This is a genomic window from Pseudomonas sp. NPDC087358, from assembly GCF_044900785.1.
In the GTDB taxonomy this organism is placed as follows: Bacteria; Pseudomonadota; Gammaproteobacteria; order Pseudomonadales; family Pseudomonadaceae; genus Aquipseudomonas.
The window spans coordinates 610,704-624,854 of sequence record NZ_JBJDOA010000002.1; the positions used below are offsets into that span (position 1 = coordinate 610,704).

Here is a 14,151-nt window from a genome sequence, read left to right on the forward strand (position 1 = left end):
GTTACCGGCAGGCATCAGGGAGCGATGGCGGGTGTGGGGTCTTGATTGAAATATCGTCCGGAAATTGATGGTTTACGCGCCATCGCGGTGCTGCTTGTCATTATCTTTCATGCAGGGTTAACCGCGTTACCTTCCGGGTTTATCGGCGTTGACATGTTTTTTGTCATCTCCGGTTATCTGGTGTCCTCAGTAATAGCCAGCGCGTTGCAAGCTGGCAGTTTCAGCTTTTCCAGCTTCTTTGCCCGCAGGTTATGGCGCCTTCAGCCCGCGATCATCTTGCTGCTGATAATCACCCTGCTGATTGCTTCGCTGGTTTACCTGCCAGACGATTTCGTTGCCTATCTGAAAAGCGCCAAGTACACATCGCTGTTCACCTCCAATCAATATTTCGAACGTGTGACCACCCGGTATGCAGGGCCCGATACCGCTGAGTTACTGTTACTCCATACCTGGTCTCTCTCCATCGAATGGCAGTGGTATGGGGTTTTACCCGTTGCGTTATGGTTGCTCTATCGTTACTGCCCGGCACGATTGCACCGCGCCATTATCGGCGCGCTGACCGTCGCTTCGGTGGCGCTGGCACTGCTGTTGTCACGGTACTTTCCGGACAAGAGCTACTACTTCTTCTCTGCCAGGATTTTCGAGTTTCTCATCGGGGTATCGGCGGCATCGTTTACCGGGCGAGCGGTATCACTGTCCATGCCCACCCGGACGGCGTTGAGTTTTGCCAGTCTGGGCACGTTGATTTACGTTGCGGTTCAGCCCGGGCTGCTCCTGGGTTTCCCGGACTCTCATGCCGTTGCTGTTTGTCTGGCCACGGCCTGGTTATTGATGGCCGGCTCCGACAAGACGTTCTGGGCGACCCGGTTACTGTCCTGCAAACCTCTTGTGTTCATCGGCACTATTTCCTATTCGTTGTATCTTTGGCATTGGCCAGTATTTGCAACGGGGCATTACCTTGGGTTCGATTCGAACCCGGCCTTTATTGCCGCGGGATTGTTCCTGACCTTTGCGGTTTCCTGGATTTCTTATGTAACTGTGGAGCGCAGATTTCGTCGTTCCAACCTGTCACTTGGCACAAGTGTGCTGTTGTTGTGGCTACTTCCTGCTCTTTTCCTTGTTGTGCTCTATAGCCAGGCCAACAAGCATGAAGGCTTCCCCGGGCGGTTCGGCAAGGAGTTGACGTCGGTCCTTGCAACTTTGAAAGCCAGCGAAGCTGCTGACCGGGAATCCTGTCTGGGTCAAAGAGACGGGACTTCGGACCAACAGTGCACCGTCGGCGCTCAGGGAGCGGAAACGACCTCGTTGCTCATAGGCGATTCATTCTCCAATCAATACTGGGGATTCATGGATGTACTGGGCAAGGCGGCCAATACCTCGTTTCTGGTCCACGGGACATCGTCCTGCCTGGCGTTACCTGGTGTTTATCTGTTTGACTGGTGGACTTTCAAAAACACGGTGTATTCCGAGTGCCATGACAATACGCAGAACTACTATGACTTGATAAAAACCCACCGCTATCGTTACGTGGCCATCGGTCAGATCTGGGGCAACTATGAGGGTGACCATCTCGTGTCACAGCCGGGTGACCCCAGGAGTGTCGAACTGTCCCATGCCAGGGCTGAGGCGGCGCTTGATGAGGCACTGCGGATAATTACCGGCAGCGGCGCCCAGCCGGTTGTCATCAAAGCGACTGCGCCGATGCCTGAAGGATTCGCATCGTGTTTTTATCAGCATTTCAAACTCAGGAAACAGATCGGGCAGAACGACTGCCAGTCTGAATCAGGCCCCGTGCCGCGAGCATGGTTCGATGGTGTGTTCGAGCGAATGCAGGGCAAGTATCCTCAGCTAATCGTTATCGATCCCAAGGATGTTCAGTGTGACAAGCAGTCCTGTCTGACGGCAATTGATGGCGTACCTGTCTACCGGGATGTGGGGCACATCACCGATTTTGCTTCTTACACCTTCGGCCGCTGGTACCTGGAGCGATTCTCCAATCCGTTGAAGTAAACCGCTGGCTGTCGTTGCAGTGCCGGGTGAACAGGCGCATTGATGTCTCGATCCCGGGCGTCGATGGGCTGGGTCTTGAAATGATGGTTTAAAAGCAAAGGCCGACTGGTCAGCGCCGCTGCGATTGCGCATTATTGTCGCGATTGCGCATTCGAGAGCAGCACCCATGAGCGATGATGAAAAACTGGTAGACCTGAGCGTCGAGCGCGCCAAGCGCGTTCACGATCTCAATGACAAGCGACTCAACGAAGTGCGCAACGCCTTCGAGCAGGCGATGCCGCTGGGCAAGGGCAAGAAAAAGCCCAGGAACAAGCCGAAAAAACGCTAAATCCTCCGCTTCATTTCGATCCGGTCACTCCGCCATCGCCCGATGCCTGGCGGCATTGACCTGGGTCAACACTTCCCCTGGCCCCACTGGTTAGTCTGCACCCATCGAACAGGGTCACGGCAGCAGGGGGCACTCATGTTTCTTGACAATGCAGTGATCGCCGGTGTCATCACGGTCATGCTACCGCTGAGTTTTTTCGCGGGAATGGCACTGTTCATCTGCAAGGACTCGCACAAGCGCGGCAAAGACTGAGTCTTCTACAAAAAGAGCACGCAAGGCATTTCGGGCAACTTCGGTTGCCCATTTTTTTTGATTTTTTTTGCGGCGCCGGGATGATTTCGAAAACCAGCCTGTAGCAGCGCGGCTTGCCGGCAGTGGCGCCCTCATCATCGCTACCGCCGGCAAGCCGCACTGCTACCGGGTCGATGTCGCTGTCCGCTTTTGCAACGTAAGGCCAGACATCCGCAGGGTGTCAGGCGGCCTCTCTCACCCCACCGTAATCGGCGGCAAGTCCGCCAGGCTCACCGTCTGTGCCTTGCGCGGCGCAAGAATCTCGGCCTCGCCATCCACCACCAACTCCTCATTCTGGTTGAATACACGGGTGGCGATGCGCACGCGGAATTTCGGCAGTTTCTCGAGGATTTCCAGGCGTACGGTCAGGGTGTCGCCAATTTTCACCGGCTTCTGGAAGGTCATTTGCTGACCCAGATAGATAGTGCCGGGGCCAGGCAGCTCGCAGGCGACTGCGGCACTGATCAATGCACCGCTGAACATGCCGTGGGCGATGCGATCCTTGAACATGGTGCCAGCGGCAAACTCTGCATCCAGATGCACCGGGTTGCGGTCGCCGGACATCTCGGCGAACAGCTGGATATGGCGCTCCTCGACGGTCTTGCTGTAGCTGGCGGTCTGGCCAACTTCGAGGGCTTCGTACGGCGTGTTGGTGACTTGGGTCATGTTGCGGTCCTGTGACATGAAAACGAAAAGTGAATAATGGGCGCAGATCCTCAACTGCTACGCGGTCTGGGGCGTTCGTGGCTGCTGCAGCGCCTTGTCCAGCCAGGCGAGTAGATCATGGGTGACTTCCTGGCGGTTGGTTTCATTGAGGATCTCATGGCGCGCCTGCGGGTAGATCTTCAGCGTAACCCGCGCATGACCGGTACCTGTCAGCGCATCGGCCAGATCCTTCAGACGCTTGCCCTGGCTCACCGGATCACATTCGCCGCCCATGATCAGGATTGGCAGGTGCTTGTCGATCTGCGCCAGATTGGCGGTTTTGCTGATGTGTTGCAGTCCGCCGAGCATGTCGAGCCAGAACTGATTGGTGCAGCGAAAGCCGCATAGCGGGTCGTTGACGTATTTGTCGACCTCTTGCCGGTCGCGGCTGAGCCAGTCAAAAGGCGTGCGTACCGGCTTGAACCTGTTATTGAACGAGCCAAACGACAGAAACTCGATCAGCGCGCTGCGCCCGGTCGGTCCCTGGCGCCAGCGTTCAAGGCGCGCCACCACTGCGGCGCTGCGGTACAGCGACACAGGCTGGAAGTTGGAGCCACTGAGAATGGCGCCCTGAACGTCGGCACTGTGTTGCAGCAAATAAGCCTGGGCGACGTAGCTGCCCATGCTGTGCCCCAGCACGAACACCGGAATGCGCGGATGCTGCTGGGTGATCGAGGCCTGCAGGCTGGCCAGATCACCTACCACTTTGTTCCAGCCATCATGGTCGGCGTAGTGACCGAGTACACCCTCGGGGGCGGTTTGACCGTGCCCGCGTTGGTCATGGGCATATAAGGCGAAACCCGCCTCGGCAAGCGCCGCGCCCAGTCGGTCATAGCGCCCGCTGTGTTCGGCCATGCCATGGGCCAGCATGACCAGCGCTTTTGGAGCCGCCAGCGGCAGCCAGACATTCACGTAAAGGCGGTTGTGATCACTGGTGTCCAGCCAATAAGCATCATGAGTCATGGCATTTCCCTGGCCTTGTAAGAATTCGTTTTGAAAAATCGGTGTAGCGGGCGTGTCTTGCAGTGTATAGCCGTTGCTAGATGACGACCCGATCACCTGCAAGATTCACGTCATTGATGACGCTGGCAGGTGTATTTGCCTTCCTTGTGTTAGCTGCTAACGTCCGGCAAGCACGCGCTGGGTAAGGCGCACTCAGGTAAGAGGATAAAAACAACATGCAACCTGATTTCTGGAACGACAAACGCCCGGCGGGCGTCCTCTCTGAGGTGGATCTGCACGCATATAAATCGGTGGTGGAGGTGTTCGAGCGCAGTTGCAGAAAGTACGCCGATCGCCCCGCCTACAGCAACATGGGCGTGACCCTGAGCTATGCCGAGCTCGAGCGCCAGTCGGCGGCGTTCGCCGGCTACCTGCAACAGCAGACGGAGCTCAAGCCCGGTGATCGCATTGCCGTGCAGATGCCCAATCTCATTCAGTACCCCATCGCCGTATTCGGGGCGATGCGCGCCGGCTTGATCGTGGTCAACACCAACCCGCTGTACACCGCCCGCGAGATGCGTCATCAGTTCAAGGATTGCGGCGCCCGCGCTCTGGTTTACCTGAACATCTTCGGCAAGAACGTGCAGGAGGTGTTGCCCGATACCGACATCCAGTACCTGATCGAAGTGAAGATGGGCGACATGCAATCGGCGGCCAAGGGCTGGCTGATCAACACGGTGGTCGACAAGGTCAAGAAAATGGTGCCCGCCTACGACCTGCCCCAGGCGGTCTCGTTCAAGAGCGTGCTCAAGCTTGGCCGCGGTGATCACCTGCAGCGCGTGCAACTGGATCTGGAAGACATCGCGGTCCTGCAATACACCGGTGGCACCACGGGGTCGCCCAAAGGGGCGATGCTGACCCACGGTAATCTGGTGGCCAACATGCAGCAGGTCTACGCCTGCATGCTGCAGCACGGCGCCGATGGCCTGCCGATCTTCAAGCAGGGCAGTGAGATCATGGTCGCGCCGCTGCCGATGTATCACATCTATGCCTTCACCTGTAATTGCATGTGCATGATGGTCAGCGGCAACCATAACCTGCTGATCACCAACCCGCGGGACATCGCAGGCTTCATCAAGGAACTGAAAAAGTGGAAGTTCTCGGCCATGCTCGGGCTCAACACCCTGTTCGTGGCGCTGATGGACCATCCGGATTTCAAGAGCCTGGATTTCTCCAGCCTGCGCCTGACCAACTCCGGCGGCACCGCATTGGTGAAAGCGACCGCCGAGCGCTGGCTCAAGCTCACCGGCTGCCCGATTGTCGAAGGCTACGGCCTGACTGAAACCTCGCCGGTGGCAACGGCCAACCCGTACGGCGACAAGTCGCGCCTGGGCACGGTCGGCATGCCAGTGCCGGGCACCACGGCCAAGGTGATCAGTGACGATGGCGTCGAGCTGGCGCTGGGCGAGCGCGGCGAGCTGTGCCTCAAGGGGCCGCAGATCATGCTCGGCTACTGGCATAAACCCGATGCCACCGCCGAAGTCCTGGACAGCGAAGGATGGCTCAAGACCGGCGACGTCGCCGTGATCGATCCGGACGGTTTCATCCGCATCGTCGACCGCAAAAAGGACCTGATCATCGTCTCAGGCTTCAATGTCTATCCCAACGAAATCGAAGACGTCGTCTCCCGTCACCCGAAAGTCGCCAATTGCGCGGTGATCGGTGTGCCGGACGAGCGTTCGGGGGAGGCGGTGAAGCTGTTCGTGGTGCCCAGGGATGGCAGCCTGACCTGTGAAGAACTCAAGGCCTACTGCAAGGAAAACTTCACCGGCTACAAGATTCCCAAACACATTGTGCTGCGTGAGTCATTGCCGATGACGCCGGTGGGGAAAATCCTGCGGCGAGAGCTGCGTGATATTGCCTAAGCTGTTTATAAACCTGAAAACGGCGTGCCAGGCACGCCGTTTTCTATTGTGAAGCCACCCTTGTAGGAGTGAGCTTGCTCGCGATTGCGATCTTTCATTCAACATGGAGTTTTCTGATCTGACGCAGTCGCGAGCAAGCTCACTCCTACAGAGGGTGCGCTCTTCCAATAAAATGGAGGCGGAACGGAGAAATTCCGACATTTAGGTTCATTGCTCTAAACGTGACCGGTACACATTCAAGAGTCATATTTGTGACTATGGGGGCCGCTATTGGCTCTGGTCGACCTCAAACAAAGCTGCTACGCTCGGCCCGCTTTTTGCCCTGTCGATAAACAAAAAGCGGTTGCTACAAACATTCCAAACACAAGAAATCATCGCATCAAGCGGTGTGTAGAAACGCTGTCGCTGAGGAGTCGGCTTCCATGATCGAAAACTTCTGGAAGGATAAATATCCGTCTGGCATTGCTGCCGATATCGATCCGGACGAGTATCCAAACGTTCAGGCGGTATTGAAACAGTCCTGCGAGCGTTTCGCCAACAAACCTGCGTTCAGTAACCTGGGCAAGACACTCACCTATGGTGAAATGTACGAGTTGTCCGGGGCGTTCGCCGCGTACCTGCAGCAGCACACGGACCTGCAACCTGGCGATCGCATCGCCGTGCAACTGCCCAACGTGCTGCAATACCCGATCGCCGTATTCGGTGCCATCCGTGCCGGCATGATCGTGGTCAACACCAACCCGCTGTACACTGCGCGGGAAATGGAACACCAATTCAACGACTCCGGTGCCAAGGCGCTGGTGTGCCTGGCGAACATGGCGCACCTGGCGGAAAAGGTCGTGCCCAAGACCGGCGTCAAGCACGTCATCGTCACCGAAGTGGCCGACCTGCTGCCGCCGCTCAAGCGCCTGCTGGTCAACAGTGTCATCAAGTATGTAAAGAAAATGGTGCCGCCGTTCCATCTGCCCAAGGCCGTCAAGTTCAACGAAGTGCTGGCCAAGGGTCACGGCCAGCCGGTTCTGGACGCCTCGCCCAAAGGCAGCGATGTCGCGGTCCTGCAGTACACCGGCGGGACCACCGGGATTGCCAAGGGCGCGATGCTGACCCACCGCAACCTGATCGCCAACATGTTGCAGTGCAAGGCGCTGATGGGCTCCAACCTCAATGAAGGTTGCGAAATCCTGATCACGCCGCTGCCGCTTTACCACATCTATGCGTTCACCTTTCACTGCATGTCGATGATGCTGATCGGCAACCACAACATCCTGATCAGCAACCCGCGCGACCTGTCGGCGATGGTCAAGGAGTTGTCGAAGTGGAAGTTCAGCGGTTTTGTCGGGCTGAACACACTGTTCGTGGCGCTGTGCAACAACGCCGAGTTCCGCAATCTGGATTTCTCCTCGCTGAAAGTCACCCTGTCCGGCGGCATGGCGCTGCAACAGGCCGCCGCCGAGCGCTGGAAGGACGTGACCGGCTGCTCCATCTGCGAAGGTTACGGCATGACCGAAACCAGCCCGGTGGCCACGGTCAACCCGATCCAGAAGATCCAGATGGGCACCATCGGCATTCCGGTGCCGTCGACCCTGTGCAAAACCATCAACGATGCCGGCGAAGAACTGCCGTTCGGCGAAGTCGGCGAGTTGTGCGTCAAGGGTCCGCAGGTCATGAAGGGCTACTGGCAGCGTCAGGAAGCCACCGACGAGATGCTCGATGCCGAAGGCTGGTTGAAGACCGGCGACATCGCGGTGATTCAGGCCGATGGCTACATGCGCATCGTCGACCGCAAGAAGGACATGATTCTGGTGTCCGGCTTCAACGTATACCCCAACGAACTGGAAGACGTCTTGGCGACCCTGCCGGGCGTGCTGCAATGTGCGGCCATCGGGGTGCCGGACGAAAAGTCGGGCGAGGCGATCAAGATCTTCGTGGTGGTCAAGCCGGGTGTCACCCTGACCAAAGAACAGGTCATGGAACACATGCGCGCCAACGTCACCGCCTACAAGGTGCCCCGCAGCGTGGAGTTTCGCGACGCGCTGCCGACCACCAACGTCGGCAAGATCCTGCGTCGCGAGTTGCGTGACGAAGAGCTGAAAAAGCTGGCGTTGAAGAAGCCGGCCTGAGCATTTCAGTCCTGACAAACCCTGCCATTGTGCGGGGTTTGTTGTTTTAGGCCCGCGATGCATTCCTTCAGGAGTGAGCTTGCTCGCGATGGCGGTGCGTCAGGCAGCATCGATGTATGTGTTCTGACGTCTCGCAAGCAAGCTTACTCCTTGAGGACTTGATCGTTCCCACGCTCCGCGTGGGAATGCAGTCCATGACGCTCTGGGTCATCAAACCATGGGGCGCGGAGCGTCCGGCAAGACGCTACCACGCGCAGCGTGGGAGCGATCAAGTTCGGGCAACAGCCGCAGTTGTTTGTTTTTACGGCTTTCGGCCAGCAGCGCAGCGGCGTACACACCGGCGGCCGAGTTTGCCCACGGATATGCATCACCCCCATCAAATCTGCGACAATCCGCGCCCTGCATTCAGATAGAAAAGACTTCGCGCCCTGATGACCGACGAATCGCCTTCCATCGACCAACTGTCCAAAAACCTCGAGCACGCGATGATCAGTGATCGTCATCGCCTGCGTCGTCAGTTGCACGAGCTGCGCAAGAAGCCCGACGAGGCGAAGCTTGCGCAGTGGGTCGAGCGCGTCCAGGGATCCTGCGCGCAGGTGGCCAGCCGCAAGCAAAGCGTGCCGACGATGCGCTATGACGAGAATCTGCCCATCGCCGCCAAGCGCGACGAGATCAAGGAGGCGTTGCTCAAGCACCAGGTGTTGATCATCGCCGGCGAAACCGGTTCGGGTAAAACCACCCAGCTGCCAAAGATCTGTCTGGAAATCGGTCGTGGCCAGCACGGCCTGATCGGTCATACCCAGCCCCGCCGGATCGCCGCACGCAGCGTCGCCAGCCGTGTCGCCGAAGAAATCGGCACGCCCTTGGGCGCGCTGGTCGGCTATCAAGTGCGCTTTGAAGACCAGAGCGACAGCAATACCCTGATCAAGCTGATGACCGACGGCATCCTGCTGGCCGAAACCCAGCACGACCGTTTTCTCGAACGCTATGACACGATCATCGTCGACGAAGCCCACGAACGCAGCCTGAACATCGACTTCCTGCTCGGCTACCTCAAGACCCTGCTGCCGCGGCGCCCGGACCTGAAAATCATCATCACCTCGGCGACCATCGACCTTGAGCGATTCTCCGAGCATTTCGACAAGGCGCCGGTCATCGAAGTCTCGGGGCGGACCTTCCCTGTCGAGACCTGGTATCGCCCGCTGACCTCCGAGCAGGACGAGGAGGGCAACAGCGTCGAGGAGGACCTGACCGTCGATCAGGCCATTCTCGCGACCCTGGACGAGCTGGCGGCATTCGAGCGCAGCGAACGCAAGTCCCCGGGTGACGTGCTGGTGTTTCTGCCCGGCGAGCGTGAAATTCGCGACGCCGCCGAGATGCTGCGCAAGGCCCAGCTCAAACACACCGAAATCCTGCCGCTGTATGCGCGTCTGTCGCCCGCCGAGCAGCAACGGATTTTCCAGTCGCATCCGGGCCGTCGCGTGGTACTGGCGACCAACGTCGCCGAAACCTCCCTGACGGTGCCGGGCATTCGCTACGTGATCGACACCGGCACTGCGCGCATCAGCCGCTACAGCTACCGCGCCAAGGTCCAGCGCCTGCCCATCGAGGCAGTCTCCCAGGCCAGCGCCAATCAGCGCAAAGGCCGCTGCGGTCGGGTTGAGCCCGGGCTGTGCGTGCGCCTATACAGCGAGGAAGATTTCCTCTCGCGACCCGAATTCACCGATCCGGAAATTCTGCGCACCAACCTTGCGGCGGTGATCCTGCAGATGCTGCACCTGCGTCTGGGCCAGATCACCGATTTTCCGTTCATCGAGCCGCCAGACGGCAAGGCCATCAGCGATGGCTTCAACCTGTTGCAGGAGCTGTCGGCGGTCGATCGCGAGAACCAGCTGACGCCGTTGGGCCGACAGCTGGCGCGGCTGCCGGTGGACCCGCGCATGGGTCGCATGCTGCTGGAAGCCGCCAGACAAGGCAGCCTTCAGGAGGTACTGATCGTTGCCAGCGCCATGTCGATTCAGGACCCGCGCGAGCGTCCGCCGGAGCGCCAGCAGGCTGCCGATCAGGCCCATGCGCAATGGAAGGATCAGGACTCGGACTTCGCCGGACTGGTCAATCTGTGGCGAGGCTTCGAGGAACAGCGCCAGGCATTGACTGCCAGTCCGTTGCGTAACTGGTGCCGCCGTAACTTCCTCAATTACCTGCGCCTGCGCGAGTGGCGTGATTCCCATCGGCAGCTGAGCCTGATCTGCCGCGACCTGCAACTGACGGTCAACAAAGAGCCTGCCGATTACCCGAAATTCCACAAGGCAGTGTTGTCCGGTCTGCTCAGCCAGATCGGCCAGAAAACCGAGGACGGCGACTACCTCGGCGCCCGCCAGCGGCGGTTCTGGGTACATCCATCCTCCGGGCTGGGTCGGAAGCGGCCGCAGTGGATCATGGCCGCCGAACTGGTCGAAACCACCAAGCTCTATGCGCGCATGGTGGCCAAGATCGAGCCGGACTGGATCGAGCCGCTGGCCGGGCACCTGATCAAGAAGAATCACTTCGAACCGCACTGGGAGAAAAAGCGCGGCCAGGTCGTTGCGTTCGAGCAGATCACCCTGTTCGGGCTGATCGTGGTCGGCCGTCGTCCGGTGCATTTCGGACCGATCGACCCGGTGGTTTCGCGGGAGTTCTTTATCCGCGAAGGGTTGGTACGCGGGGAGATCCAGTCACGGGCCAAATGCCTGAGCGCCAACACCAGGCTGCTGGAACAGCTCGACGAGCTGGAAGCCAAGGCCCGGCGTCGCGACATTCTGGCGGACGAAGAAACCCTGTACCGGTTCTACGACGAGCGCTTGCCCGCCGAGATTCATCAGACCGCGACCTTCGATGCCTGGTACCGGATGGAAAGTCAGAAGCACCCGCAGCTGCTGATCATGCGCGAGGAAGACGTGCTGGCCCGTGAGGCCAGCGAGGTCACCGCCAACCAGTACCCGGACACCCTGCGTCTGGGTGAGTTGACGCTGCCGCTGACCTACCATTTCGAGCCCAATCATGCCCGCGACGGCGTGACGTTGCGAGTACCGGCGCCGTTGCTGCTGTCGTTGCCGGCCGAACGTCTGGAATGGCTGGTGCCGGGGCTGCTGGAGACCAAATGCGTGGCGCTGGTGCGTAACCTGCCCAAGTCCTTGCGCAAGAATTTCGTGCCCGTGCCGGACTTCGTCAAGGCGGCCTTGCAGCGCATGGTCTTTGCCGAGGGCTCGCTGCCTCAGGCGCTGGGACGCGAGCTGCTGCGCATGACCGGCGCCCGGGTGACCGATGAGGCCTGGGCAGAAGCTGCGCAACAGCTGGAAAACCACCTGAAGATGAACCTTGAGGTGGTCGATGCCAATGGCAAGTTCCTCGGTGAAGGCCGTGAGCTGGACGAGCTGACCGCGCGCTTCGCCGAGGCCGGGCAAGCCGCGCTGGCGGTGCCGCAGACCGCCCAGGGCCAGCAACCTGTGGAGGCCAAAGGTTTTGCCAAGGTGGCGGAAAAAACGCAGCAGAAGATCGCCGGGCTGTCGATGACGGTGTACCCGGCGCTGGTCGAAGAGGGCGGCGCGGTCAAGGAAGGGCGTTTCTCGACCCAGACCGAGGCCGAGTATCAGCATCGTCGCGCCTTGCAGCGGCTGTTGCTGCAACAACTGGCCGAACCTGCAAAATTCCTGCGCAGCAAGCTGCCGGGGCAGACCGAGCTGGCGCTGCTGTACCGCGATATGGGTCGCGTCGATGGGTTGATCGAAGACATTCTGCTGGCCAGCCTGGACACTTGCATACTCGAAGGCGAAGCCACGTTGCCGCGTGACGGGGCGGGGCTGATGTCGCTGGCTGAACGCAAGCGCGGCCAGCTCACCGACACTGCCGAGCGGCTGGCCAGACTGACCCTGGAAATCCTCAAGCTCTGGCACGGCCTGCAAAAGCGCTTCAAGGGCAAGATCGACCTGGCGCAAGCGGTGGCCTTGAACGACGTCAAAGGGCAATTGAGCCAGCTGGTGTATCCAGGTTTCGTGCGCGAGACCCCGGCCGCCTGGCTCAAGGAGCTGCCGCGTTATCTGAAGGCCATTGAACTGCGGCTGGAGAAACTCGGCAGCCAGGTGCAGAAGGACCGCGTCTGGAGCATCGAGCTGGGCAACCTCTGGGCGCAATACCAGACCCGCGCTGCCAAGCACGCCCAGGAAGGCAAGCGCGACGACGAGCTGGTGGTGTATCGCTGGTGGCTCGAGGAATACCGCGTGTCGCTGTTCGGTCAGCAACTGGGGACCAAGGTGCCGATTTCCGACAAGCGTTTGAGCAAGCAGTGGACGACGGTCGAAGGGTAATCGAGAGGATATCTGTAGCAGTACGGCTTGCCGGCAGTAGCGATCCTGAGTTCGGCACCGCCGGCAAGCCGTGCTGCTACATGTTTCAATGGGCATGGGCAGCGCAACAGGGCTGTTTACTCAGCCCGATAGCGCCAAATCCCCACCGTTATGGCAAACTTCGCGGTTAAAACGTCATGGCTTCACTAGAACCAAGTCCCCGCCCGCCGGGAAGTTTACCGTTGCATTGGTACTGTCGTTCCAGAAACAGCCAGCACCATGCTTGCGCAGGCCCTTTGCCTGCCGCCATTAACAAGCTGCCGTTAAATAGAGAGGAACGACCGTGTACGACGTCGTGATCAGTGGCACAGGGCTCTATACCCCGGCCAACAGCATTTCCAATGATGAGCTGGTGCATTCGTTCAACACCTACGTCGCGCAGTTCAACGCCGACAATGCCGCCGCCATCGAAGCCGGTCAGGTGCAGGCACTGACTGAATCGAGCGCCGCCTTCATCGAGAAAGCCAGCGGCATCAAGAGCCGCTTCGTCATGGACAAGGACGGCATCCTTGACCCGCAACGCATGAAGCCGCGATTGCCCGAGCGCTCTAACGACGAGTGGTCGATCCTCTGCCAGATGGGTGTCGCCGCTGCCGAGCAAGCCTTGCAGCGCGCCGGCAAGACCGCCGCCGACATCGACGGCGTAATCGTCGCCTGCTCCAACCTGCAGCGCGCCTACCCGGCCATTTCCATCGAAATCCAGTCGGCGCTGGGCGTGCAGGGCTTCGGTTTCGACATGAACGTTGCCTGTTCTTCGGCCACTTTTGGCATCCAGACGGCGAGCAACAGCGTCAAGCTCGGCCAGGCCCGCGCGCTACTGGTGATCAGCCCGGAAATCTGCACCGCGCACCTGAACTTCCGCGACCGCGACAGCCACTTCATCTTTGGTGATGCCGCCACCGCCGTGGTGGTCGAGCGTGCCGATCTGGCGACGTCCGAGCACCAGTTCGACATCGTCAGCACCAAGTTGCTGACCACCTTCTCCAACAATATCCGCAACAACTTTGGCTTCCTCAACCGCACCGCTGAAGACGGCGAAGGCACGCCGGACAAACTGTTCGTGCAGGAAGGGCGCAAGGTATTCCGCGATGTCTGCCCGATGGTCGCTGAACTGGTGGGTGTGCACCTGCAGGAAAACAGCCTGAATGTAGGTGATGTGAAACGCTTCTGGCTGCACCAGGCCAACCTGAGCATGAACCACCTGATCGTCAAGAAGTTGCTGGGTCGCGATGCATCCGTGGAAGAAGCGCCGGTGATTCTCGACAGCTACGCCAACACCAGCTCGGCAGGCTCGGTGATCGCCTTCCATAAATACCAGGACGATCTGCCAAGCGGCGCGCTGGGCGTATTGAGCTCGTTCGGGGCCGGGTATTCGATTGGTAGCGTGATCCTGCGCAAACACTGATCGGCCGCGCGCAAGCCCGATGCGGCGATATGACCTGTAGCAA

The 14,151-nt window shown here is 59.5% G+C and carries 9 protein-coding genes; 7 read left to right on the plus strand and 2 right to left on the minus strand.

The features are described from left to right. The first annotated feature begins 45 nt into the window (after nt 1-45). The 3 genes from ACI2KS_RS06465 to ccoM all read left to right on the plus strand — a co-directional run bounded on the left by ACI2KS_RS06465 (nt 46) and on the right by ccoM (nt 2,590). Entirely contained in the window at nt 46-2,010 is a 1,965-nt protein-coding gene (locus ACI2KS_RS06465; protein WP_404618315.1) for an acyltransferase family protein, read from the plus strand. Between the two features lie 166 nt (nt 2,011-2,176). Next, complete coding sequence (locus ACI2KS_RS06470; protein ID WP_404618317.1) at nt 2,177-2,338, plus strand: hypothetical protein; 162 nt, start codon at nt 2,177-2,179, stop codon at nt 2,336-2,338. A 135-nt stretch (nt 2,339-2,473) separates the two neighbouring features. Then, complete coding sequence (gene ccoM / locus ACI2KS_RS06475) at nt 2,474-2,590, plus strand: cytochrome c oxidase subunit CcoM (protein ID WP_404618319.1); 117 nt, start codon at nt 2,474-2,476, stop codon at nt 2,588-2,590. Between the two features lie 234 nt (nt 2,591-2,824). Here the strand turns inward: ccoM and ACI2KS_RS06480 are convergent, their stop codons facing one another. Both ACI2KS_RS06480 and ACI2KS_RS06485 read right to left on the minus strand, forming a co-directional pair. Then, the gene (locus ACI2KS_RS06480; RefSeq protein ID WP_404618321.1) at nt 2,825-3,295 is read right to left on the minus strand and encodes a MaoC family dehydratase; all 471 of its coding nucleotides are present in this window, start codon (nt 3,293-3,295) and stop codon (nt 2,825-2,827) included. A gap of 57 nt (nt 3,296-3,352) precedes the next feature. Then, a complete protein-coding gene (locus tag ACI2KS_RS06485) occupies nt 3,353-4,297 on the minus strand; it encodes a lysophospholipase (protein ID WP_404618323.1) in 945 nt (314 codons plus the stop codon). A gap of 215 nt (nt 4,298-4,512) precedes the next feature. On the opposite strand from ACI2KS_RS06485, the gene fadD2 reads away from it, so the two are divergent. The 4 genes from fadD2 to ACI2KS_RS06505 all read left to right on the plus strand — a co-directional run bounded on the left by fadD2 (nt 4,513) and on the right by ACI2KS_RS06505 (nt 14,108). Next, nucleotides 4,513-6,201 (plus strand): long-chain-fatty-acid--CoA ligase FadD2, encoded by a 1,689-nt coding sequence (fadD2, locus tag ACI2KS_RS06490; RefSeq protein ID WP_404618325.1) that lies wholly within the window; start codon nt 4,513-4,515, stop codon nt 6,199-6,201. A 422-nt stretch (nt 6,202-6,623) separates the two neighbouring features. Beyond that, the gene (fadD1, locus tag ACI2KS_RS06495; RefSeq protein ID WP_404618327.1) at nt 6,624-8,321 is read left to right on the plus strand and encodes a long-chain-fatty-acid--CoA ligase FadD1; all 1,698 of its coding nucleotides are present in this window, start codon (nt 6,624-6,626) and stop codon (nt 8,319-8,321) included. A gap of 431 nt (nt 8,322-8,752) precedes the next feature. After that, entirely contained in the window at nt 8,753-12,664 is a 3,912-nt protein-coding gene (gene hrpA, locus ACI2KS_RS06500) for an ATP-dependent RNA helicase HrpA (protein WP_404618329.1), read from the plus strand. Nucleotides 12,665-12,986: 322 nt separating this feature from the next. Then, complete coding sequence (locus ACI2KS_RS06505; RefSeq protein ID WP_404618331.1) at nt 12,987-14,108, plus strand: beta-ketoacyl-ACP synthase III; 1,122 nt, start codon at nt 12,987-12,989, stop codon at nt 14,106-14,108. Nucleotides 14,109-14,151: the final 43 nt, after the last annotated feature.

Coding starts and splice junctions, on each gene's coding strand:
- ACI2KS_RS06470 (WP_404618317.1), top strand. CDS start 2,177: ATGAGCGATGATGAAAAACTGGTAGACCTGAGCGTCGAGCGCGCCAAG.
- ccoM (WP_404618319.1), top strand. CDS start 2,474: ATGTTTCTTGACAATGCAGTGATCGCCGGTGTCATCACGGTCATGCTA.
- ACI2KS_RS06480 (WP_404618321.1), bottom strand. CDS start 3,295: ATGACCCAAGTCACCAACACGCCGTACGAAGCCCTCGAAGTTGGCCAG.
- ACI2KS_RS06485 (WP_404618323.1), bottom strand. CDS start 4,297: ATGACTCATGATGCTTATTGGCTGGACACCAGTGATCACAACCGCCTT.
- fadD2 (WP_404618325.1), top strand. CDS start 4,513: ATGCAACCTGATTTCTGGAACGACAAACGCCCGGCGGGCGTCCTCTCT.
- fadD1 (WP_404618327.1), top strand. CDS start 6,624: ATGATCGAAAACTTCTGGAAGGATAAATATCCGTCTGGCATTGCTGCC.
- hrpA (WP_404618329.1), top strand. CDS start 8,753: ATGACCGACGAATCGCCTTCCATCGACCAACTGTCCAAAAACCTCGAG.